Raw genomic sequence first — 20,188 nt, 5'->3', positions numbered from 1 at the left:
GGGCCGGCGCGCGCCCACCGCACGCCGGCCCGGCACCACCCTCACAACCCCCGCCGCCGCCGCAACCACACACCCACCCAACCCACCACCACGAACACCACCATCGAACACACCAACACCCTCAGCACCCCACCACCTCCCATCACCCACGTAGGCTGCACAGAGTGCGCCTGGCCACCTTCAACCTGCTCCACGGCCGGTCCCTCACCGACGGACTCGTCGACCCCCACCGACTCACCGCCGCCGTCGCCGCCCTCGACGCCGACGTCCTCGCCCTGCAAGAAGTCGACCGCGACCAGACCCGCAGCGGCAACCACGACCTCACCACCATCGCCGCCCACGCCCTCCACGCACCCCACCACCGCTTCGCCGCCGCCCTCGTCGGCACCCCCGGCGAACACTTCCGCCCCCTGCGCCACGACGACGACGGACACGGCGAACCCCGCTACGGCATCGGCCTCATCACCCGCCACCCCGTACGCACCTGGCAGGTCACCCGCCTCAAACCCGCCCCCGTCCGCTCACCCGTCTACATCCCCGGCCCCGACGGCGGCCTCCTCCTCCTACAGGACGAACCCCGCGTCATCCTCGCCGCCGTCCTCGACACCCCCCACGGCGACATCACCGTCGCCGCCACCCACCTCTCCTTCGTCCCCGGCTGGAACGCCCACCAACTCCGCCAGACCGTCCGCGCCCTGCGCGCCCTACCCGCCCCCCGCATCCTCCTCGGCGACCTCAACCTCCCCGCCACCGCCGCCCGACTCATCTCCGGCTGGACCCCCCTCGCCCGCCGCCCCACCTACCCCACCACCCACCCCCGCATCCAACTCGACCACATCCTCGCCGACCGCCACCACCGCCACCGACTACCACCCGTCACCTCCACCGCCACCCCCGCCTCCACCATCTCCGACCACCGCCCCCTCGTCGTCGACCTCGGCTAACCACCCACCACCCGCCGCGCCGCCCCCACCGCATTCCGGAACAACATCGCCACCGTCGTCGGACCCACCCCACCCACCCGCGGCGTGATCGCCCCCGCCACCCGCGCACACGACGGATCCACATCCGGCAACAACCGCCGCCCCGCATACCGCACCCCACCACCCACCACCACCGCGCCCGGCCGCACATGCTCCGGCCGCACCATCCCCGGCACCCCCACCGCCGCCACCAACACCTCCGCCCGACGCGCGAACCGCGGCCAATCCGCCACCCCCGTGTGCACCACCGTCACCGCCGCATTCGCCGTCGCCCGCTTCTGCGCCAACAACATCGCCAACGGCCGCCCCAACGTCGCACCCCGACCCAGCACCACCACCTCCCGACCCGCCACCGACACCCCGTGAAACGCCAACAACGCCTCGATCCCCGCCGGCGTACACGGCACCGGCCCCGGCAACCCCAACGCCAACCGACCCAGATTCACCGGATGCATCCCATCCACATCCTTGTCCGGATCCAACACCTGCAACGCCCGCCCGTAGTCCAACCCACCCGGCACCGGATGCTGCACCAACACCCCGTGCACCCCACGGTCGGCATTGAGATCCTCGATCACCCGATGCAGATCCGCCTGCGACGCCGACGCCGGCAGCCGCACGTGCGGCGACGCGAACCCCAACTCCGCCGCCTGCCGCTGCTTGATCCGGATGTACCCGACGCTCGCCTCGTCGTCACCGACCAGCACCGTCGCCAACGACGGCGTCACCCCCGCCGCCCGCAACGCGACGACCTCCGCCGCCACCTCACCCAACACCCGATCCGCCACCGGCCCACCCGGCAACAACCGAGCCCCACCCACGGAATCCACCGAAGAGGACACGACAACCACCCCGCTCGCAGGAGCCCAGGCGGACGACCCCCACAACGAGCTCCCCGATGGTCAAACCCATCCCCGGTGCCGCCAGTCGCGTACCACCATCCTGCCGCACCCACCCCTCACCCCGCGTCCCCCCGCGCCGACACCAACCCACCCAACACCCGATTCGTACGGTTCGACCGCACCGCCGCCCGCTGCTGACCCGCCGTCACCTCGATGTACGTCTGCGACGACGCCAACGACGCATGCCCCAACAACCGCATGATCTCCGCCGCGCTCGCCCCGTCCTCCGCCAACCGCGTCGCGAACGTGTGCCGCAACGCGTGCAACCGCGCCCCCCGCGGCACCCGGTCGACCACCCCCGCCCGCCGATAACAGGACTCCACCAGATACTGCAACCCACCCCGCCGCAACGGCTCACCGCGCCGATCCACCAGCAACGGCGACTCCGGCCGCACCGACCGCGCCCCGAACCGCCGCGCCCGACTGTCCAGATACGCCACCAGCACCCCGTCCAGCTCCGGCTCGATCGGCACCACCCGCGGCCGGCCCCCCTTGCCCGCCACCTCCACCCGCCGCTCACCCGGCCGCCCCGCCAGCGACGCCACCCGCAGCGCCAGCAGCTCCGCCAGGCGCAACCCCGCACACAGCGCCAGCGCCAGCACCGCCACGTCCCGCTCCGGCCACGGGTCACGCTGCCGACCGTCCTCCCGGGACACCGCCGCGAGCAGCTGCTCCGGGGTGTCCTCGCCGCGCAGCGGCTTGGGCTGGGGGAGCGGGGCGCGGGGGCGGCCCACCGCCGGCATCGGGTTGCCCGCCACCACCTGCTCGGCCACGAGGAAGGAGAAGAAGCTGTTCCACGTCGACCAGGCACGGTGCACCGACGCCACGGCGCGGGGCGCGGCGAACCTGGCGAACGCCGCCCGCATGACCCTGGGGGAGAGGGCCGCGACCGGCAGTGCCTCGGGCGGCAGGGCCGGGGTGGCGACCTCCGCCGCCAGCGTCGCCACCGCCCGCAGGTCCCGCCGGTACGCCGCGAGGGTGTGCGGCGACGGCTTGCGGGTGGCCAGGGCGGTCAGGAACTCCTCGACGAGGCTGATAACCGATTCGTCCCGTTTGTCATGCATAAGGGACATTATGCATGATTCTCGGATTCTCGGCGACCCGCGGGAGAGGGGAGCGGGCGCGCCCGAACCGTCGACGCGAGAGGGGGCGCCGGCCGGCTGGCGCGGAACCCCGGCGCGGCGCGCCACGACGAGGCGGGGTGCAGATGCCGGCGGGCGTGAGCCGGGCGGCGCGCCCGCGTCGCCGCGGTGGCGGCAGGCCGTTCCGAGCCGGGCTGCCGCCGGTCGCCGTCAGCGTGCGCGGCCGGTAGGCACGGCGACCGGGCGGCCCCGTGGCCCGTGCGGCCGTTGCTGCGCCGCCAGCCGGCGCGCCGGCTGGCGGCGACCGGCGCCCCTTCCGGAGGAGGCCCGAAGCAGTCGACTTGACATAATGTGCATTATCGAATCGCCACGGAGACGTGACGATTACCGCTGGCTTCCCCCTGATGATCAACCTATGCTGGTCCGATGTACCCGCTGTCGACCTGTCCGCCCGCCGTCACGTCGGTGACGCGGGCGCGTGTCGCGCGCGGTGCGTTCGCCCCGGTCGGTTCGGTCGTCGTCGGCCGGGCGAGCGCCGTGGCGACCTACGGGCTGCCGAGCCCGACCGGCCGTGGCCCTCCGGCGGCGGTCCTCTCCCCGAAACGACCGCCAGGGCGAAGCCGTAGAGCTTCGGCCCTTTTTCTTTTTCCCGGGTTTCTGATCGGAAGGATTGATCATGAGTTTGGATCATCGCGCCGTCGACCAGCGGTGGCTGGCGGAGCTACGCGCGTCCCTGGCGGACGAGTTCGCCACGCAGACGGCTCGGCTCAGGGAACTGACCGAGCTCAACGCCGACACGGGCGACCCGGGCGAGGCGCACACCCGGGCGGCGCTGGTGGTGGCCGCGCGGCGCGGCGTGGAGCAGGTCGCCGACGCGTTGCGGCGCATCGACGAGGGTGGGTACGGCGTGTGTGAGAGGTGCGAGCGGCCCATTCCGGTGCCGCGGTTGGAGGTGGTGCCGTACGCCCGGTTCTGCGTGCCGTGCCAGGAGAAGTCGGCCGGCTGACGGGTGTGTGGTGGGCCGCCGCCCCCGGTCGGGGTGGCGGCCCGCGTCGTGCGGGTGGTGGCGGGGTGTGGTGGTCAGAGGCCGCCGGAGACGCGCAGGACGGTGCCGGTGGCGTAGCTGGCGTCGGGGCTGAGCAGCCAGGCGATGGCGGCGGCGATCTCGTCGGGTTCGCCGGCGCGGCCGAGGGGGATGCGGTCGGCGGCGGTGTCGGCGCGGTCGGGTGCGCCGGAGATGGCGTGCAGGTCGGTGCGGATGATGCCGGGGGCGACGCCGTTGACGCGGATGCCGTGGGGGGCGAGTTCCTTGGCGAGGCCGATGGTGAGGGTGTCGGTGGCGGCTTTGGCGGCGGCGTAGTGGACGTACTCCCCTGGGCTGCCGAGGGTGGCGGCGGCGGAGGAGACGTTGACGATGGCGCCGCCTCGGGTGAGGCGGCGGGCGGCTTGTTGGGCGCAGAGGACGTACCCGATGAGGTTGACGTCGACGACGTGGCGTAGGTCTTCGGCGCGCAGGTCGGCCAGGGGGCCGATGGGGCTGGTGACGCCGGCGTTGTTGACCAGGCCGGTGAGGGGGCCGAGGGTGGCGGCGGTGTCGAAGAGGTGGGTGACGGCGGCGGGGTCGGTGGTGTCGGCTTGGACGGCGAGGGCGGTTCGGCCGGTGGCGTGGATGTCGGCGACGACGGTGGTGGCGGCGGTGTGGTCGCGGCGGTAGGCGATGGCGACGTGGTGGCCGGCGTGGGCGAGGCGGCGGGCGGTGGCGGCGCCGATGCCGCGGCTGCCGCCGGTGACGATGGTGACGGGTGGCATCGGGTGGTCCTCCCCCGGGTGTGTGGTGGTGACGTTACCGGTGGCGTCGTGGGGGCGGTGGCGGGTGTGATCGCTTACGCTGCCGGCGTCGGTTCGTGCAGAGGGGTGGTCGTGGTGGCGGGTGTGCGGGTCGGTGACCTGGTCGAGGATTTCGAGTTGCCGGACGAGACGGGTGCGCCGCGGCGGTTGTCGGAGTTTCTGGCGTCGGGGCCGGTGGTGTTGTTCTTCTATCCGGCGGCGATGACGCGGGGGTGCACGGCGGAGAGTTGTCATTTCCGGGATCTGGCGGCGGAGTTCGCGGCGGTGGGTGCGTCTCGGGTGGGGATCAGTCGGGACGTGGTGGAGCGGCAGGCGGAGTTCTCGCGGTTGCACGGGTTCGACTATCCGTTGTTGTCGGATGTCGACGGTGTGGTGGCGCGGCGGTTCGGGGTGTTGCGGCGGTTGCCGTTGGGGCCGTTGAGCACGCGGCGGATGACGTTCGTGATCGGGGTGGATCGGCGGGTGGTGGAGGTGGTGCACAGCGAGTTGGGGATGAACGAGCATGCGGATCGGGCGTTGCGGGCGTTGGGGGGTTGATCTTCTCGGTGTCGGGGTGGGCTGGTATCAAGGCAGGATCAGACAGGTGTACGGAAGAGGGTTGTGATGGTTGCCGCGGGCCAGGGGTTGTCCACTGACGAGGTGCAGAGCATCCGGGAGGCGTTGGCGGCGGGCCGGAAGCCGAGGGTGGTGTTCACGTCGTCGGCTGGTCAGATCGCCGGTCAGGTGGGTCAGGTGGTGGAGTTGACGGATCCGGCGGTGTCGGACGAGTTCGTGGTGGTGCGGTTCGGGCGTGACGAGTTGCCGTTCTCCCCTGCCGATGTGGCGGTGGCGCCGCGGGGGGCGGGTCGGAAGGCGGCTGTTGTGGCGGCGGAGGCGCAGCCGGAGCCGGATCCTGGGCCGGTGGCGGTGGAGCCGGAGTTCGTGTTGGACACGCCGCGGGTGCCGGCGCAGCGGCGGGAGGAGCCGAGGGTGGAGGAGCAGGAGTTGGCGGAGGCGAAGCCGGCGCGTCGGCCGGTGAAGGCGGCGAAGGTGGTGAAGCCGAAGGGGCCGGCGGGGTTGACGGTGACGTTGGCGTATGCGGAGGGTGAGTGGACGGTGGCGGCGCAGCAGGGTGCGAAGGCGTTGGCGAAGCCGTATGTGGTGAAGCCGGCGGAGGCGTTGCGGATGGTGGCGTTGGTGGATGTTCCGGGGGTGCAGGAGGCGGTGGAGCAGATTCTGGCGGCGGAGCGGGCGGAGGCGGAGCAGCAGGCGGAGAAGTTGCGGGCGGAGTTGGCGGAGATCGAGGCGCGGTTGGCGGAGTTGCGCGAGGCGGGTTGATGGTGCCTCTCCCCCGTGTCCGCCCCCGTCGCTGTCGCGGCGGGGGCGGTGTGGTGTGTGGGGGCCGGCGCGTGGGGGGTCGCGCCGGTCCCGGGGTGGGTGGTCAGTGGGTGGGGATGTGGGTGACGCCGATGCGCTTGCGGAAGACCCAGTAGGTCCAGCCTTGGTAGGCCAGGACGATGGGGGTGAAGATGACCGCCACCCAGGTCATGATCTTGAGGGTGTAGGGGGTGGAGGCGGCGTTGGTGGCGGTGAGGGTGCCGGCGGGGTCCAGCGTGGAGGGCATGACGTTGGGGAACAGGGCGGTGAAGAGGGTGGCGACGGCGAGGGCGATGGCGAGGGCTGTGCCGGTGAAGGCCCAGCCTTCGCGGCGGGCGCGGGCGGCGGCGAGGCCGCCGAGGAGGGCGATGGCGGCGCCGGCGGCGAGGGTGATGGCGGCGGTGTTGGCGCGGATGGTGAGGGTCCAGGTGAGGAAGGCGACGGCGGCGACGGCGGTGCCGACGCCGAGTTTGACGGCGAGGGCGCGGGCGCGGTGGCGGATGTCGCCGGTGGTCTTGAGGGCGAGGAAGACGGCGCCGTGGGTGAGGAAGAGGCCGAGGGTGGTCAGGCCGCCGAGCAGGGCGTAGGGGTGGAGCAGGTCGAGTAGGCCGCCGACGTATTCGTGGTCGGCGTCCAGGGGTACGCCGCGGAAGATGTTGGCGAAGGCGACGCCCCACAGGAGGGCGGGGATGGCGGAGCCCCAGAAGATGGCGTGGTCCCAGCGGCGTTTCCAGGTGGGTTCGGGGCGCTTGTGGCGGTATTCGAAGGCGACGCCGCGGGCGATGAGGGCGAGCAGGATGAGCAGCAGGGGCAGGTAGAAGCCGGAGAAGAGGGTGGCGTACCACTCGGGGAAGGCGGCGAACATGGCGCCGCCGGCGGTGATGAGCCAGACCTCGTTGCCGTCCCAGACGGGGCCGATGGTGTTGATGAGGACTCGGCGTTCGCGGTCGTCGCGGCCGAGGACGGGTAGGAGCATGCCGACGCCGAAGTCGAAGCCTTCGAGGATGAAGTAGCCGGTGAAGAGCACGGCGACGAGGAGAAACCAGATGGTGGTGAGTTCCACGGTGGGGCTCCGGGTCAGTAGGCGAAGGCGAGCGGGCGCTCGGTGTCGTCGTCGGTGGGTTCGGGTTCGGGGGTGGGTTCGGGTACGCCGGCTTTGGCGTAGCGCAGGAGGAGTTTGAATTCGATGACGGCGAGGGTGGCGTAGATGAGGGTGAAGGCGGTGAAGGAGGTGAGGACTTCGGTGAGGGAGACGGTGCGGGAGACGCCGTTGCGGGTGAGCATTTCGCCGAAGACGATCCAGGGTTGGCGGCCCATCTCGGTGAAGATCCAGCCGAAGGAGTTGGCGAGCAGGGGCAGGGCGGGCATGGCGAGGGTGGCGCGCAGGAGCCAGCGGCTGGTGGGGGTGCGGTTCTTGCGTTGGCTCCAGAGCACGAGCAGGGCGATGGCGGCGGCGGCGAGGCCGAGGCCGATCATGAAGCGGAAGCTCCAGTAGGTGACGGGGATGATGGGGGCGTAGTCGCCGGGGCCGTACTGGGTGGCGTATTGGGCCTGGAGGTCGTTGATGCCCTGGACGGTGCCGTGGGGGTCGCCGGTGCCGAGGAACGACAGCAGGTAGGGGATCTTGAGGGCGAAGATCTCGCGGCTGCCGTCGAGGCTGCCGACGGTGAGCACGGAGAACGAGGCGGGGCTTTCGGTGGTGTAGAGGCCTTCGGCGGCGGCCATCTTCATGGGCTGCACCTCGGTCATGATCTTGCCTTGGATGTCGCCGGTGAGCAGGACGAGCGCCGAGGAGACCAGGACCACCCAGGAGCCGAACTTGGTGGCGAAGCGGTAGGCGCCGGTGTCGGCGCTGTCGCGGTTGCGCATGACGTGCCAGAGGCCGACGGTGACGACGAGGGAGCCGGCGACGAGGAAGGATCCGGCGAGGGTGTGGGGGAAGGTGACGAGGGCGACCTTGTTGGTGAGGACGGCGAGGAAGTCGGTGAGTTCGGCGCGGCCGGTGTCGGGGTTGATGCGGTAGCCGACGGGGTTCTGCATGAACGAGTTGGCGGCGAGGATGAAGTAGGCCGACAGGTTGGTGCCGATGGCGGCGGCCCAGATCGCGGCGAGGTGGAGGCGTTTGGGCAGGCGGTCCCAGCCGAAGATCCACAGGCCGATGAAGGTGGATTCGAGGAAGAAGGCGACGAGGGCTTCGATGGCCAGGGGTGCGCCGAAGATGTCGCCGACGAAGCGGGAGTAGTCGCTCCAGTTCATGCCGAACTGGAATTCCTGGACGATGCCGGTGACGACGCCCATGGCGAAGTTGATGAGGAAGAGTTTTCCGTAGAATTTGGTGAGTTTGAGGTAGCGCTCGTTGCCGGTGCGGTGCCACATGGTCTGGAGGATGGCGACGAGCACGGACAGGCCGATGGTCAGCGGCACGAACAGGAAGTGGTAGACGGTGGTGACACCGAACTGCCAGCGGGCGACGTCCAACGCGTCCACCTGGAACCCCCCAGCCTTTCATACTACGAGACGTAGTAGATACTACTCGTCGTCGTAGACGATTCGGCAGGGGCGGAGGTCCCGGACCGACCCGGGACCAATGACCTTGATCACCTCGGCCGGGCGGCCCTGCGGGAGTCGCGCTCCCCTCTCCCCCGCCCCTGGCGCGGGCGTGCGACCATCGACCGCTGATGGACACGCCCACCGCCCGCTGGCAGCCGCCCCTGATCTGGCGCGGCGCCCAACTGCTCGCCCGCGCCGTCGTCGGCGCCCTGGCCCGCCTGGAGGTCACCGGCGACGTGCCCGACGGGCTGCGCCGGGGGCCGCTGATCCTGGCGGCCAACCACCTGAGCCCCTTCGACCCGCTCGTGCTGGCCGCCGCGTGCCGCGCCCGCGGCGTCTCCCCCCGGATCATGGCCACCGGCGGGCTGTTCCGCGCCCCACTGCTGGGGGCGGCGATGCGGCACGCCGGGCACCTGCGCGTCGACCGGGGCACCGCGGCAGTGCACCGGGCCCTGGACGACGCGGCGCGCGCCGTGGCGGCCGGGTCGGTGATCCTGGTGTACCCGGAGGGCCGCATCGGGCTGGACCCGGGCCTGTGGCCCGAGCGCGGCAAGACGGGCACCGCCCGGCTCGCCCTGGCCAGCGGCGCGACGGTCGTGCCCGTGGCGCAGTGGGGCTCGCACGAGGTGCTGCCGTACCGGGCGCCGAAGGGCATGCTGCGCGCCGTGGCTCGGGCGGTGTGCCGGCGGCCGGTGGTGCGGGTGCGTTTCGGCGACCCGGTCGTGCTGGGCGACGTGGCCGCCGACGCGCCGGGGGCGGCCCGGCGGGTCACCGACCGGATCATCGACGCGATCACCGACACGCTGGTGCCGCTGCGCCCCGACGAGCCCGACGTGCCGCGCCACGTCGACCCGGGCCGGCCTGTCGACACCTCCCGGGCGCACCGCCGCCGGCTGCCCTGACGCCTCCCGAGGTGTCGGCGTGGCCCGCCGGTCACCTGCCGGCCATCCGGCGTGGGCCCCGGCGGGGCATACTGCCGGGCGTGCCCTCGCCCGCCGCCTATCTCGACGCGCCCGCGCCGCTGGCGTTCGCCCACCGCGGCGGCGCGGCCCACGGCGACGAGAACACCGCCGAGGCGTTCGCCCGTGCCGTCGGCCTCGGCTACCGGTACGTCGAGACCGACGTGCACGCCACCGCCGACGGGGTGGCCGTGGTGTTCCACGACGCGACCCTGCGGCGGGTCACCGGGCAGCCGGGGCGCGTCGCGGACCTGCGTTGGGCGGACCTGGCGTCGGTGCGTGTCGGCGGGGCGGCCGTGGTGCCGCGCCTCGACGACGTGCTCGGCGCCTGGCCGCAGGTGCGGTTCAACGTCGACGTGAAGGCCGACGGGGCGGTCGCGCCGACCGTCGCCGCGCTGGGGCGAGCGGCCGCCGCCGACCGGGTGCTGCTGGCCTCGTTCAGCGACGCCCGGCTGGCCCGGCTGCGGGCGGCCACGCACGGGCGGGTCGCCACGGGGCTGGGCGCGCGCGGGGTGGCCCGGCTGCGGGTGGCGTCGCTGCACGGGCGGCCGGTGCGGCTGCACCCGTCGGTGGTGGCGGCGCAGGTGCCGCCCCGCTTCGGCCGGGTGCCCGTGGTCGACCGCCGGTTCCTCGCGTACGCGCACGGGCTGGGGTTGCACGTGCACGTCTGGACGATCGACGAACCTGCCGAGATGCACGAGTTACTTGATCTTGGGGTGGATGGCATCATGACCGATCACGTCGGCGTGCTGCGCGACGTCTACCGCAGCCGCGGCCACTGGGCCGCCTGAGATCGGCGGAGGAAACCGATGGCCGAGACGGTCACCCCCGACGTGGCGTCCCCGCCGCCTGCCAGCACCGCCCGTGAGCGGCGCGGCTGGTACCTCTACGACTGGGCGAACTCGGCGTTCCAGACGACCGTGATCACCGTGTTCCTCGGCCCGTTCCTGACCACCGTCACCGAGCTGGCCGCCGGCTGCGAGCTGGGCGCCGACACCTGCGACGGGTACGTGCACCCGCTGGGCATCCGGGTCGCCGCCGGCTCCTACTACCCGTACCTGATCTCCCTGTCGGTGTTCCTGACCGTGTTCGTGCTGCCGGTGGTCGGCGCGGTCGCCGACCGGTCGGCGCACAAGAAGCGGCTGCTGGGCGCGGCGGCGTTCACCGGCGCGGGGGCGACGATCGCGTTCGCGTTCGTCACCGGCGAGCGGTACCTGCTCGGCGGGGTGCTGTTCCTGGTGGCCAACATCGCCTTCGGGGCGGCCGTGGTGGTCTACAACTCGTTCCTGCCGCAGCTGGGCGGCCCCGACGAACGCGACGGCATCTCCAGCCGCGGCTGGGCCATCGGCTACCTCGGCGGCGGCCTGCTGCTGGCCGCGAACCTCGTCGCGGTGACCATGCTCGCCGAGGAGGGCGACCCGCAGCGCACCCTGGACCTGGCCCGCTGGTCGATCGTGTCGGCCGGGGTGTGGTGGGCGGTGTTCACCCTCGTGCCGCTGCGCTGGCTGCGCGAGCGCTCCGCCGCCGCCGCGTCCGCCGGCGGCGGCAACGTGCTCACCGACGGGTTCCGGCAGCTCGGCCGCACCCTGCGCGAGGTCAAGGCGTACCCGTTGACGCTGTTCTTCCTGCTGGCGTTCCTGGTCTACAACGACGGCATCCAGACCGTGATCACCCTGGCCAGCCAGTACGGCACCGAGGAGCTGCGGCTGGGGCAGAGCACCCTGATCACCACCATCCTGCTGGTGCAGTTCCTCGCCTTCGGCGGGGCGCTGGCCCTGGGCGCGCTGGCCCGGCGCATCGGGGCGTGGAAGACGGTGCTGCTCAGCCTCGTGCTGTGGACCGGGGTGATCGTCGCCGCGTTCCGGCTGCCCGCCGAGGCGCCGCTGCCGTTCATGATCCTCGGCGGGGCCATCGGGCTGGTCCTCGGCGGCAGCCAGGCGTTGAGCCGGTCGCTGTTCAGCCAGCTCATCCCCGCCGGCAAGGAAGGCGAGTACTACGGCTTCTACGAGATCAGCGACAAGGGCACCAGCTGGCTCGGGCCCCTGGCGTTCGGGCTGGTGTTCCAGCTCACCGCCTCCTACCGGGTGGGCCTGGTCTCCCTGCTGATCTTCTTCGTGGTCGGGTTCGTGTTGCTGGCCGCCGTGCCGATCCGCCGGGCGATCGTCGCCGCGGGCAACACCCCGCCGCGGGTGCTGTAGGGCGGCACGCGCGCCGGGCCGATCGGCGGCGCTCGATCGGCTAGGCTGCCCCGACGTGACCGACGACGCCGCTGCCGCCCCGATCTGCCTGGCCCGGCCCCTCCCGGGCCCGGACGACGACCCCCGCCGCGGCTGCGCGGCCACCCGGGGCGTCGACGGCCGTCCGCTGCACGCCGCCGCCCTGCGGTTCTTCTGGGGGCCGATGGACTGCGGCAAGTCCACGATGGCCCTGCAGATGAACCACAACCACGCCCGGCAGGGCCGCCGCGGCCTGGTCACCACCCGCATCGACCGGTCCCTGGGGCCGCAGGTCACCACCCGCATCGGCCTGGCCCACGCCGCGATCGAGGTCACCGACGGCCTCGACCTGCGCGACCTGGTCAACGACGCCTGGGCCGAGGGGGTGCGCGTGGACTACCTCATCTGCGACGAGGCGTCCTTCTACGACCTCGAACACGTCGAGCAGATGGCCGACCTCGTCGACAACTACGACGTCGACGTGTACGCGTTCGGCCTGGCCACCGACTTCCGGTCCTGCCTGTTCCCCGCCGCCCGGCGGCTGTTCGAACTCGCCGACTCCGTCGCCCGCATCCAGGTCGAGGTGCTGTGCTGGTGCGGCCGCGAGGGGCTGCTCAACGCCCGCGTCATCGACGGCCGGGTCGTGCGCGAGGGCGAACAGGTCGTCATCGGCGACACCGTGGACACCGCCGAGGTGCGCTACCAGGTGCTGTGCCGGCGGCACTACCGCGCCGGCGAGCTGGGCCCCCGCGACTGAAGTCGGATGCGCGACAGCCCGCCCGGCTGTCCTGCCGATCGCCGGCCTCGCCGTCGTGGCGGCACCCCGGCACGGCGTGGACTTTGGTAGAACTGCCCCGGTCCGATACGCGAAGCCGACCGGTGAGGAGATTCGCATGACGACCGCGACGACGGGCGACGCCACGTCCACGCCCCGGTCCCGGCTGCTGCCACAGGGCGTCGGCGTGGCCGCCGACGTGGCGGCGGTGGCCGCGCTGCTGGCCGGCGGCGGCAGACCGATCGTCTGGGCAGGCAGCCTGGGTGCCGTCCTGGCCGGCAGCTATCTGCTGGTGCGGCGGCTGGGCCAGCCGGTCGACCGTACGGCGGTGATGGGCCTGGCCGTCGCCGTCGTCGGCGCGGGGATCTTCGGGTACGCCCTGCGGCCGTCCCCACCAGCCGGCCCGGCACAGCAGACGACGGCCGCGTCCCACCCGGCCGGCCCGACGACGGCCGCGTCCCCCTCGACCGGCCCGACGACGAACAGCCCCACCCCGGGCGCGCCGACAGCCGACACCCCGGTGGAGACCTGGCTGGCCGACCTGGCAGCCGTCGACGGCGGCCGTGGTTGGCGGCACGGCGCGGCCACCGTCGACGGCACACCGCACCCGCGTAGCGTCATCGGCTCCACCTGCTCGTCGACGGACGATCCGACCGAGTCGTTCCATCTCGGCAGGCGTTACTCGCGGTTGCGGTCCACCATCGGCCTGCCCGACGACGCCCCGGACGACGCGCACACCCGCTTCCGGGTGCTCGTCGACCGCAAGGTGCTGTTCCAGCGCGACCTGCGTCTCGGTGAGACCGCCACGGTGGATGTCGGCGTCAGCAACGGGCTACGGCTGACGCTGGAGGTCGACAGCATCGGCATCACCCCCTGTGGTGACACGGCGGTGTGGGGCGAGGCGGTCCTGCGGTAGACGGTCGGTCAGAACGGGTCGCCGCAGACCCGCCAGTCGCCGTCCTCCTGCGCCATCGGCACCGTGCGTTCCTCGCCCGCGCCGCCGTCGCGGGTCAGCCGGGCGCGCACCGTCCCGGTCGGCCGGCCCCCCTTGGTGCGCACCGACACGTCGACGACCTCGTAGCCGGTGACCACCGGCGGCGTGCGCACCCAGGCGGCGAACCCGGCCGCGCTCCACCGGCTGCGCGACGGCGCGCACAGCCGCTCGTAGGCCCGCTCCGCGTCGCCCGCGGCGACCTCCCGCAGAAACCCGTCGGCGCTGTCGCGGACCTGGTCGCCGGCCCCGGCCAGCATCTGCACGTTCCACGCGCCCAGCCCGGCCACCCCCACCAGGCACAGCCCCAGCCCCGCGCCGGCGGCCAGCAGCCCGGTGCGCGCCGGCCGGCCCCGCCGCGCCGGCCGCGTCCACTGCTGGCCACCGCCCATCACGTCGACCGTAGGCCCATCCGCCGCCACCGCGCAGGCACTCGCCCCGGGTCGCCCCGCCCGGCCGCATCGTCTACGGTCGGCGGCACACGGACACGACCCTGCGGAGGCGAGGCGACGATGACCCGTTACGTGCAGCCGGTGCCCACCCCCGACGACCCGTACACCGGCGATGCGCTGCTGCGGTCCTGGCTGCGCCGCCTGCTCGGCCCGGCCGGGCACGACGCCGCGCAGCCCCGGCTGGTCGACCTGGCCGCCGACGTGGCCGGGCCGCTGCGCGCCGCGCACGCCGACGCCGAGGCCCACCCGCCGGTCCTGGTCCGCTACGACCCGTGGGGCGCGCGCGTCGACCGCATCGACACCTCCGCCGGGTGGCAGGCCCAACGGGCCGCCGCCGCCCGGCACGCCGTGGTCGCCCTGCCCTACCAGGCGTCCGCGCGGCAGCGGTGGGGGGCCGGCGCGCGGGTCGTCCAACACGCCCTGCTGCACCTGTACGGGCCGGAGTCGGCCACGTTCTCCTGCCCGGTGGCCATGGCCGACGGGGCGGCGGCGCTGCTGAGCCTGCCCGACGTCGACGCGGGCGTGCGCGACGCGTGGCTGCCCCGGCTGACCTCCACCGACCCCGGCACGGCGATCGTGTCCGGGCAGTGGATGACCGAGTCGCAGGGCGGCTCCGACCTGTCCGGGTCCAGCACCATCGGCCGGCCCGCCGCCGACGGGTCGTGGCGGCTGACCGGGCAGAAGTGGTTCTGCTCCGCCGCCGACGCGCCGATGGCGGTGGCCCTGGCCCGACCCGAGGGGGCCGGGCGGGGCAGCCGGGTGCTCGCCCCGTTCCTGGTGCCCCGCTACGCCGCCGACTCGCCCCTGTCCGGGGTCACCGTCGCCGCCGACTCGCCCGCCCCCGGCGTCACCGTGCACCGGCTCAAGGACAAGCTGGGTACGTGGGCGCTGCCGACCGCCGAGATCGGCCTGACCGACGCGTACGCGCTGCCGCTGGGTGACCCGGACGTGCCCGGCCTGGCCCGGGTGATGACCCTGGTGGTGGTGACCCGGGTGCACAACGCCGCCGCCGCGGCCGGCGGGATCCGCCGGGGCCTCGACTACGCCCGCGCCTACGCCACCGCCCGCGCCGTCGCCGGGGGACGCCTCGCCGACAGTCCGCTGCACCGGGCCACCCTCGGCGCGCTCGCCGTCGACGCCGCCGCCGCGTTCGCCCTGGCCGGGCACGCGTTCGCGCTGCTGGGCCGCGTCGAGGTCGACGCCGACGTGGACGCCGCCGCCGAGCTGCGGGTCGTCGCGCCCCTGGCGAAGCTCGCCACCGGCCGCCTCGCCGTGGCCTGCGCCAGCGAGTACGTGGAGGCGTTCGGCGGCGCCGGGTACGTCGAGGACACCGGCGTGCCCCGGCTGCTGCGCGACGCGCAGGTCCTGCCCATCTGGGAGGGCACCACCAACGTCCTCGCCCTGGACGTGCTGCGCGCCGTCGCCCGCGAGAACGCCGACGCGCCCCTGCTGCGCCGCCTCGCCGCCGCCGTCGACCTGGCCCGGCCGCTGTCACCCGTCCTGGCTGACACCCTCGCCGACGTCACCGGGGAGCTGACCGCCGCCCTCGCCGCCGTCGTCGCCGACCCGCGCGCCACCGGCGTCGTCGCCGGCGCCCGCGCGTTGGCGTTGCGCCTGGCGGCGGCGACGACCTGCGCCCTGCTCGTCGAACACGCCGCGTGGGGCGACGAGCAGGCCCGCGTCGCCGCCGAGCTGTGGGCGCGGCGGCGGCTGCGCCACGACGACATCTCCGCCGACGCCCACCGCCACTTCGACCTGCTCTGCTGACGCGTCAGGCGCGCCGCCGGGCCCGCGCCGCCCAGATCGCGTACGCCGGGTCGCGGTCCAGGTTGTGCCGGTCCCGGTCGTAGCGGCGGGTGGTGCGCGGGTCGGCGTGGCCCATCGCGTCCTGCACGTCCTCCAACGGCACCCCCTCCGCGCGGGCCGTCGTGGCGAACGCGTGCCGCAGCGAGTGCGGCGACAGCTTCTCCCACGCCGGAATGCCCGCCACCCGGGCCAGCCGCCGCACCAGCCGGAACACCGAGTGCCGGTCCAGCCGCGCGCCGGTCGCGGTGACCAGCAGCGGCCCGGTCACCTCGTGGACGCCCACCCCCCGCGCCGCCGCCCGCTGCGCGAGGTAGGCGTCCACCTCGTACGCCGTCGACGGGGTCAGCGCCCGCCGCCGCGGCTTGCCGCCCTTGCCGACGAACCGGACACTGCGGTGCCCCCGCTCCGCGCCCAGGTCCGACACGTCCAGCGACACCAGCTCCCCCACCCGCAACCCGAGGTCGGCCAGCAGCGCCACCGCCGCCCGGTTACGGGCCGCCGTCGGCCCCGTCTCGGCCTGCGCGGCGGCCAGCAGCGCGTCCACCTCCTGCGGGGTCAACCCGACCGTCGAGGAGTGGTCCCGGTCGACGCGGGGCCGGTCGGCGGCCGTCACCGGGTTCGCCTCCACCGCCCGCAGCTTGACCAGGAAGTCGTACCAGCTCGACAGGGCCGACAGCTTGCGGGCCACCGTCGCCGGGGTCAACGGCCGGCCGCTGCGCGCCGCCGGGGTCGCCTCCAGCTCCCGGCCGTAGGCGTTGACGTCGAGGAAGTTCGCCCGCAGCGGGTCCAGCTCCCGCGCCCGGCACCACGCCAGCCATCCCGACACGTCCCGCCGGTACGCGTCGCGGGTGTGTTCGGACAACCGGCGGTTACGCAGCCACGCCTCGGTGAAGTCACCCGGACCGGCCCCGCGCAGGGCCGGTCGGGCCACGCCACGCGGCAGCACCGGGAACTCGGGACGAAGCATGGGTGAAAGGTTCTCAGCCTCCGTGCGTGTCGGCGGTGAGGCGCGCCCGAGGGGTTTCCCGACCCGGCCGCCCGCCGCCGTCCGCCGGTTGCTCGTCGACCCCGCCGCCGCCGACCCGCCACCGCCGGTCGTAGCCGACCGCGTCGGCGAACCACACGTCGTGGGTCACCAGCACCACCGTGCCCCGGTACGCGCGCAGCGCCTCCTGCACCACGTCCAGGGAGTCGAAGTCGAGGAAGTTCGTGGGCTCGTCGAGCAGCAGCACCCGCGCCGGGCCGTTCACCATGACCGCCAGCACCAGCCGGCGCAGCTCCCCGGCCGACAGCAGCCGCAGCGGCTGGTCCCACTGCTCCGGGCCGAACAGGTGCGCGTCGAGCAGCCGTTCGGCCTCGTCGACGTACACGGGCACCTGGGAGCGGAACCACGTCAGCACCGCGACGTCGGTGCGCAGCGCGTCGTGGGTCTGCGGCAGCAGCGCCACCGGCGCGCCGCGGTCGACCCGGCCGGCGTCGGGGTCGCGCAGGCCGGCGAGGATGCGCAGCAGCGTGGTCTTGCCGGCCCCGTTGTCGCCGGTGAGCAGCACCCGGTCGCCGGCGCGCAGCCGCAGGTCCACGCCCGCGAACAGGGACCGGTCGCCGGCGCGGGCGCCCACGCCCCGCGCGGCGAGCACGTCCCGGCCGTCGTCGCCGGCCGGGTCGGGCAACGTCAGGGTCAGCGTCGGGCGGGTCTGCGGCTGCGCCAGCCACCGCAGCGAATCCATCTGCCGGCGTAGCCGCCGCTGCCGCGCCGTGGCCTTGCGCGCGACCTTCTTCGCGTAACGGCGCGCCTGGTCGGCGCCGAGGCCGCGGCGCACCGTCAGCTCCACCCCGCGCGCGTGTTCCCTGGTGCGGGCGATGTCGGCCAGCAGCCGCTGGTGGGTCTTCTCCTGTGCCTCGTAGTCCAGCAGCAGCCGCTGCCAGCGGCGGGTCTTCTCCGCCCGGTAGGCGGTGTACCCGCCGGTGTACGTCTGCGGTGTGTCGTGGATGCCGTCGAGTTCTACGATGCGGGTGACGGTGCGGTCGAGGAACGCCCGGTCGTGGCTGACCACCAGCACGCCGCCGTCGAACGCGGCGAGCCAGCCGCCGAGCCAGGCGATGCCGTCGGCGTCGAGGTGGTTGGTCGGTTCGTCGAGGATCAGCAGGTCCGGGGTGTCCAGGAGCACCCGGGCCAGGGTCAGCCGGGCCTGCTCGCCGCCGCTGACGTGGTGCAGCGGCGCGTCGTCGGGCAGGTCGGCCACGTCGAGGCGCTGGCGGGCCTCGGCCAGCCGGGCCTGCGCCCGCCACCCGTCCAGGGCGGCGAAGCGGTCCTGCGCCTCGCCGTAGGCGTCCAGGGCGGCGGTGTCCCCGCCGGCCAGCCGCCGTTCCAGGGCCCGCAGCCGCCGGTCGAGCCGGCCCAGTTCGCCGAGGCCGGCGGCGAGGAACTGCCCGACGGTGACCGTCGGGTCGGGCGGCTGCGGGGCGAAGTAGCCGATCCGGGTGCCGGGGGTGACGGCGACGTGCCCGGTCGACGGCGGCTCGGCCCCGGTGAGCACCCGCAGGAGGGTGGACTTGCCGACCCCGTTGGGGCCGACCAGGCCGACCCGGTCGCCGGCGTTGACGATGAGGTCGACGCCGGTGAACAGCGGCTCGGCGTCGTACTGCTTGCTGACGGATACGGCCTTCAACACGGTGATCCTCCGCGGGACGGCAGGCGGGCCGGCGCGCCCACGACGGGCGGCCGGTCGGTGCGCGTGGCGGCGGGGCTCCTCGGCCCGGCCGCGGCCTGCGGGATCACATGTGCTGGTCGGCTCCGGTGTCTCGGCTGCGCAGGACGCCGTCGAGTCTGGCACCCCCGGCCGCCGCCCGCGACCGGATTTGGCCGGTGCGTGGCGGCGGCGGTGCGGTCGGGGTGGGTCAGGCGTCGATCTGCCGGTGGCCGTTGCCGCTGGTGGCGATGGCCACCCGGCGGGGCTTGGCCCGCTCGGCCACGGGGATGCGCAGGGTCAGCACCCCGTTGTCGTAGCCCGCCTCGAGGCGGTCGGTGTCGAGGGTGTCGCTGAGGAACAGCTGCCGGCTGAACGTGCCCATGGGGCGCTCCGCGGCGACGAGTTCGACGTTGTCGCCGGTCGGGCGGCGGCGCTGCGCGCGGACGGTCAGCACGTTGCGCTCGACGGTGCAGTCGATGCTGTCCGGGTCCACCCCGGGCAGGTCGAACGCGGCGTAGAAGTAGTCGCCGTCGCGGTAGGCGTCCATGTGCATCACGGCGGGCCGGGAGTTGGTGCCCAGCAGCTGCTCGGCGAGCCGGTCGATCTCACGGAACGGGTCGGTGCGCATCAACATCGTGGTTCCTCCTCGGTTCTCCTGGCCGAAGGCATCGGGTTGAGTCTGGGTGACTCAAGTTCCTGGTTCTTTGATAGCGCGCCCTGCCGGCCGTGTCAACCCGACACCGCCTCACCCGGCCGGGAAGTCGGCCAGCTCCCGCACCGCCGTCTCCAGCGCGGCGTCGACGCCGTGGTCGACCATCGACCGGTACGCGGGGTCGCCCGCCGCCGCCGTGCGGCGGATGTCCTCGGCCGAGGCGGCCACCCGCTGGCGGACCACCTCGACGAACGGCCCCACCGGCCCGGGGTGGCCATAGGCGTCGAGGAACATCCGCAGCCGCCGGGGCCGGTCCGCGAACGCCGTGAACCCCTCGGCGGCCACCACGTGCCGGGCGTGCAGCGGCACCCAGGCGAACGCGGTGAACGCCAGGTCCCACTCGCGGGTGACCGGGGCGGCGAGGTCCCAGTCGAAGAACCCGACGAGTCGCCCGTCGGCCCACGCCGCGTTGTACGGGGCCGCGTCGTTGTGCCCGACGATCAGGCCCGGCCGCCAGACGCCGCCCTCGCGCCACCGCGCCCCGACGGGCGGCACGAAGCCCGCCACCGCGGCGTGCAGGTCCCGCAGCCACCGTGCGACCTGGCACAGCGCGTCGTCGCTGTGCGCCCAGGCCGGCCACGGCCGGGTGACGCCGACCGTCTCCCCGGGCAGGAACGACAGGACCTCCCGCCCGTGCTCGTCGAAGCCCCGCGCCCGGGGCGCCCCGTCGAAGCCGACCGTCTCCAGGTGCCGCAGCAGCGCGTGCACCGACGGCGTCCACGGCCCCGGCGTGCGCCGTACCGTGTCGCCGATGCGGACCGCTCCGCCGGTGTTGCCGCCGGCCAGTCGCTGTTCCTGATCCACGGTCCCATCCTCGTGCACGGGCAAGCGACACGGTCACCCCCGCCGCGCACGCGCACCGTCCG

20 protein-coding genes are annotated in these 20,188 nt (G+C 73.9%); 10 read left to right on the top strand and 10 right to left on the bottom strand.

Features of this window, described 5'->3' with window-relative positions; translation table 11 throughout:
- Positions 1–164: 164 nt before the first annotated feature.
- Positions 165–944: an endonuclease/exonuclease/phosphatase family protein gene (locus tag O7633_RS02840; protein WP_282325839.1), complete on the top strand. Its 780-nt coding sequence runs from the start codon at positions 165–167 to the stop codon at positions 942–944.
- Here the strand turns inward: O7633_RS02840 and O7633_RS02835 are convergent.
- Together O7633_RS02835 and O7633_RS02830 are read right to left on the bottom strand one after the other, a co-directional pair.
- Positions 941–1,825 (bottom strand): tetrahydrofolate dehydrogenase/cyclohydrolase catalytic domain-containing protein, encoded by an 885-nt coding sequence (locus tag O7633_RS02835; protein WP_282325837.1) that lies wholly within the window; start codon positions 1,823–1,825, stop codon positions 941–943. The genes O7633_RS02840 and O7633_RS02835 overlap by 4 nt on opposite strands.
- A 116-nt stretch (positions 1,826–1,941) precedes the next feature.
- A complete protein-coding gene (locus tag O7633_RS02830) occupies positions 1,942–2,949 on the bottom strand; it encodes a tyrosine-type recombinase/integrase (RefSeq protein WP_282325835.1) in 1,008 nt (335 codons plus the stop codon).
- 694 nt (positions 2,950–3,643) lie between these two features.
- Between O7633_RS02830 and O7633_RS02825 the strand changes: the two genes are divergently transcribed.
- Positions 3,644–3,973: a TraR/DksA C4-type zinc finger protein gene (locus O7633_RS02825; protein WP_282325833.1), complete on the top strand. Its 330-nt coding sequence runs from the start codon at positions 3,644–3,646 to the stop codon at positions 3,971–3,973.
- Positions 3,974–4,047: 74 nt separating this feature from the next.
- On the opposite strand, the gene O7633_RS02820 is transcribed toward O7633_RS02825, so the two are convergent.
- Positions 4,048–4,776, bottom strand: coding sequence for an SDR family oxidoreductase (locus O7633_RS02820; protein ID WP_282325831.1), 729 nt, complete (start codon positions 4,774–4,776; stop codon positions 4,048–4,050).
- A gap of 114 nt (positions 4,777–4,890) precedes the next feature.
- Between O7633_RS02820 and O7633_RS02815 the strand changes: the two genes are divergently transcribed.
- Together O7633_RS02815 and O7633_RS02810 are read left to right on the top strand one after the other, a co-directional pair.
- On the top strand, positions 4,891–5,352 hold the full coding sequence (locus O7633_RS02815; protein WP_141723902.1) for a peroxiredoxin: 462 nt from the start codon (positions 4,891–4,893) through the stop codon (positions 5,350–5,352).
- 66 nt (positions 5,353–5,418) lie between these two features.
- Complete coding sequence (locus O7633_RS02810; RefSeq protein ID WP_282325830.1) at positions 5,419–6,132, top strand: hypothetical protein; 714 nt, start codon at positions 5,419–5,421, stop codon at positions 6,130–6,132.
- 103 nt (positions 6,133–6,235) lie between these two features.
- Here O7633_RS02810 and cydB read toward each other — a convergent pair whose 3' ends face one another.
- Both cydB and O7633_RS02800 read right to left on the bottom strand, forming a co-directional pair.
- Positions 6,236–7,234 carry a cytochrome d ubiquinol oxidase subunit II gene (gene cydB, locus O7633_RS02805; RefSeq protein ID WP_282325828.1) on the bottom strand — a complete coding sequence of 333 codons (999 nt, stop codon included), beginning with the start codon at positions 7,232–7,234 and terminating at the stop codon, positions 6,236–6,238.
- 14 nt (positions 7,235–7,248) lie between these two features.
- Positions 7,249–8,658, bottom strand: coding sequence for a cytochrome ubiquinol oxidase subunit I (locus tag O7633_RS02800; protein ID WP_282325826.1), 1,410 nt, complete (start codon positions 8,656–8,658; stop codon positions 7,249–7,251).
- Positions 8,659–8,849: 191 nt separating this feature from the next.
- Here O7633_RS02800 and O7633_RS02795 point away from each other — a divergent pair, with 191 nt between their 5' ends.
- The 5 genes from O7633_RS02795 (at position 8,850) to O7633_RS02775 (ending at position 13,587) form a co-directional block, all read left to right on the top strand.
- Entirely contained in the window at positions 8,850–9,623 is a 774-nt protein-coding gene (locus O7633_RS02795; protein ID WP_282325825.1) for a lysophospholipid acyltransferase family protein, read from the top strand.
- Between the two features lie 80 nt (positions 9,624–9,703).
- Positions 9,704–10,471, top strand: a complete 768-nt coding sequence (locus O7633_RS02790) for a glycerophosphodiester phosphodiesterase (RefSeq protein ID WP_282325824.1) — start codon at positions 9,704–9,706, stop codon at positions 10,469–10,471.
- An 18-nt stretch (positions 10,472–10,489) separates the two neighbouring features.
- Positions 10,490–11,878, top strand: coding sequence for an MFS transporter (locus O7633_RS02785; RefSeq protein ID WP_282325823.1), 1,389 nt, complete (start codon positions 10,490–10,492; stop codon positions 11,876–11,878).
- A 166-nt stretch (positions 11,879–12,044) separates the two neighbouring features.
- Positions 12,045–12,653 (top strand): thymidine kinase, encoded by a 609-nt coding sequence (locus O7633_RS02780; RefSeq protein WP_282328453.1) that lies wholly within the window; start codon positions 12,045–12,047, stop codon positions 12,651–12,653.
- 136 nt (positions 12,654–12,789) lie between these two features.
- Complete coding sequence (locus O7633_RS02775) at positions 12,790–13,587, top strand: NPCBM/NEW2 domain-containing protein (RefSeq protein ID WP_282325821.1); 798 nt, start codon at positions 12,790–12,792, stop codon at positions 13,585–13,587.
- An 8-nt stretch (positions 13,588–13,595) separates the two neighbouring features.
- Here the strand turns inward: O7633_RS02775 and O7633_RS02770 are convergent, their stop codons facing one another.
- Positions 13,596–14,054: a hypothetical protein gene (locus O7633_RS02770; RefSeq protein ID WP_282325819.1), complete on the bottom strand. Its 459-nt coding sequence runs from the start codon at positions 14,052–14,054 to the stop codon at positions 13,596–13,598.
- 120 nt (positions 14,055–14,174) lie between these two features.
- Here O7633_RS02770 and O7633_RS02765 point away from each other — a divergent pair, with 120 nt between their 5' ends.
- The gene (locus tag O7633_RS02765) at positions 14,175–15,881 is read left to right on the top strand and encodes an acyl-CoA dehydrogenase family protein (RefSeq protein WP_282325818.1); all 1,707 of its coding nucleotides are present in this window, start codon (positions 14,175–14,177) and stop codon (positions 15,879–15,881) included.
- 4 nt (positions 15,882–15,885) lie between these two features.
- On the opposite strand, the gene O7633_RS02760 is transcribed toward O7633_RS02765, so the two are convergent.
- The 4 genes from O7633_RS02760 to O7633_RS02745 form a co-directional block, all read right to left on the bottom strand.
- Positions 15,886–16,887, bottom strand: a complete 1,002-nt coding sequence (locus O7633_RS02760; protein ID WP_074476412.1) for a tyrosine-type recombinase/integrase — start codon at positions 16,885–16,887, stop codon at positions 15,886–15,888.
- A 13-nt stretch (positions 16,888–16,900) separates the two neighbouring features.
- The gene (locus tag O7633_RS02755; protein ID WP_282325816.1) at positions 16,901–18,592 is read right to left on the bottom strand and encodes an ABC-F family ATP-binding cassette domain-containing protein; all 1,692 of its coding nucleotides are present in this window, start codon (positions 18,590–18,592) and stop codon (positions 16,901–16,903) included.
- Between the two features lie 226 nt (positions 18,593–18,818).
- Positions 18,819–19,244: an Hsp20/alpha crystallin family protein gene (locus O7633_RS02750; protein WP_278135219.1), complete on the bottom strand. Its 426-nt coding sequence runs from the start codon at positions 19,242–19,244 to the stop codon at positions 18,819–18,821.
- Positions 19,245–19,355: 111 nt separating this feature from the next.
- Positions 19,356–20,126: an aminoglycoside phosphotransferase family protein gene (locus O7633_RS02745; RefSeq protein ID WP_282325812.1), complete on the bottom strand. Its 771-nt coding sequence runs from the start codon at positions 20,124–20,126 to the stop codon at positions 19,356–19,358.
- Positions 20,127–20,188: the final 62 nt, after the last annotated feature.

Origin of the sequence: Micromonospora sp. WMMD712 (assembly GCF_029581295.1) — a bacterium.
In the GTDB taxonomy this organism is placed as follows: domain Bacteria; phylum Actinomycetota; class Actinomycetes; order Mycobacteriales; family Micromonosporaceae; genus Micromonospora; species Micromonospora carbonacea.
This window is presented reverse-complemented; position numbering and strand designations above follow the sequence as displayed.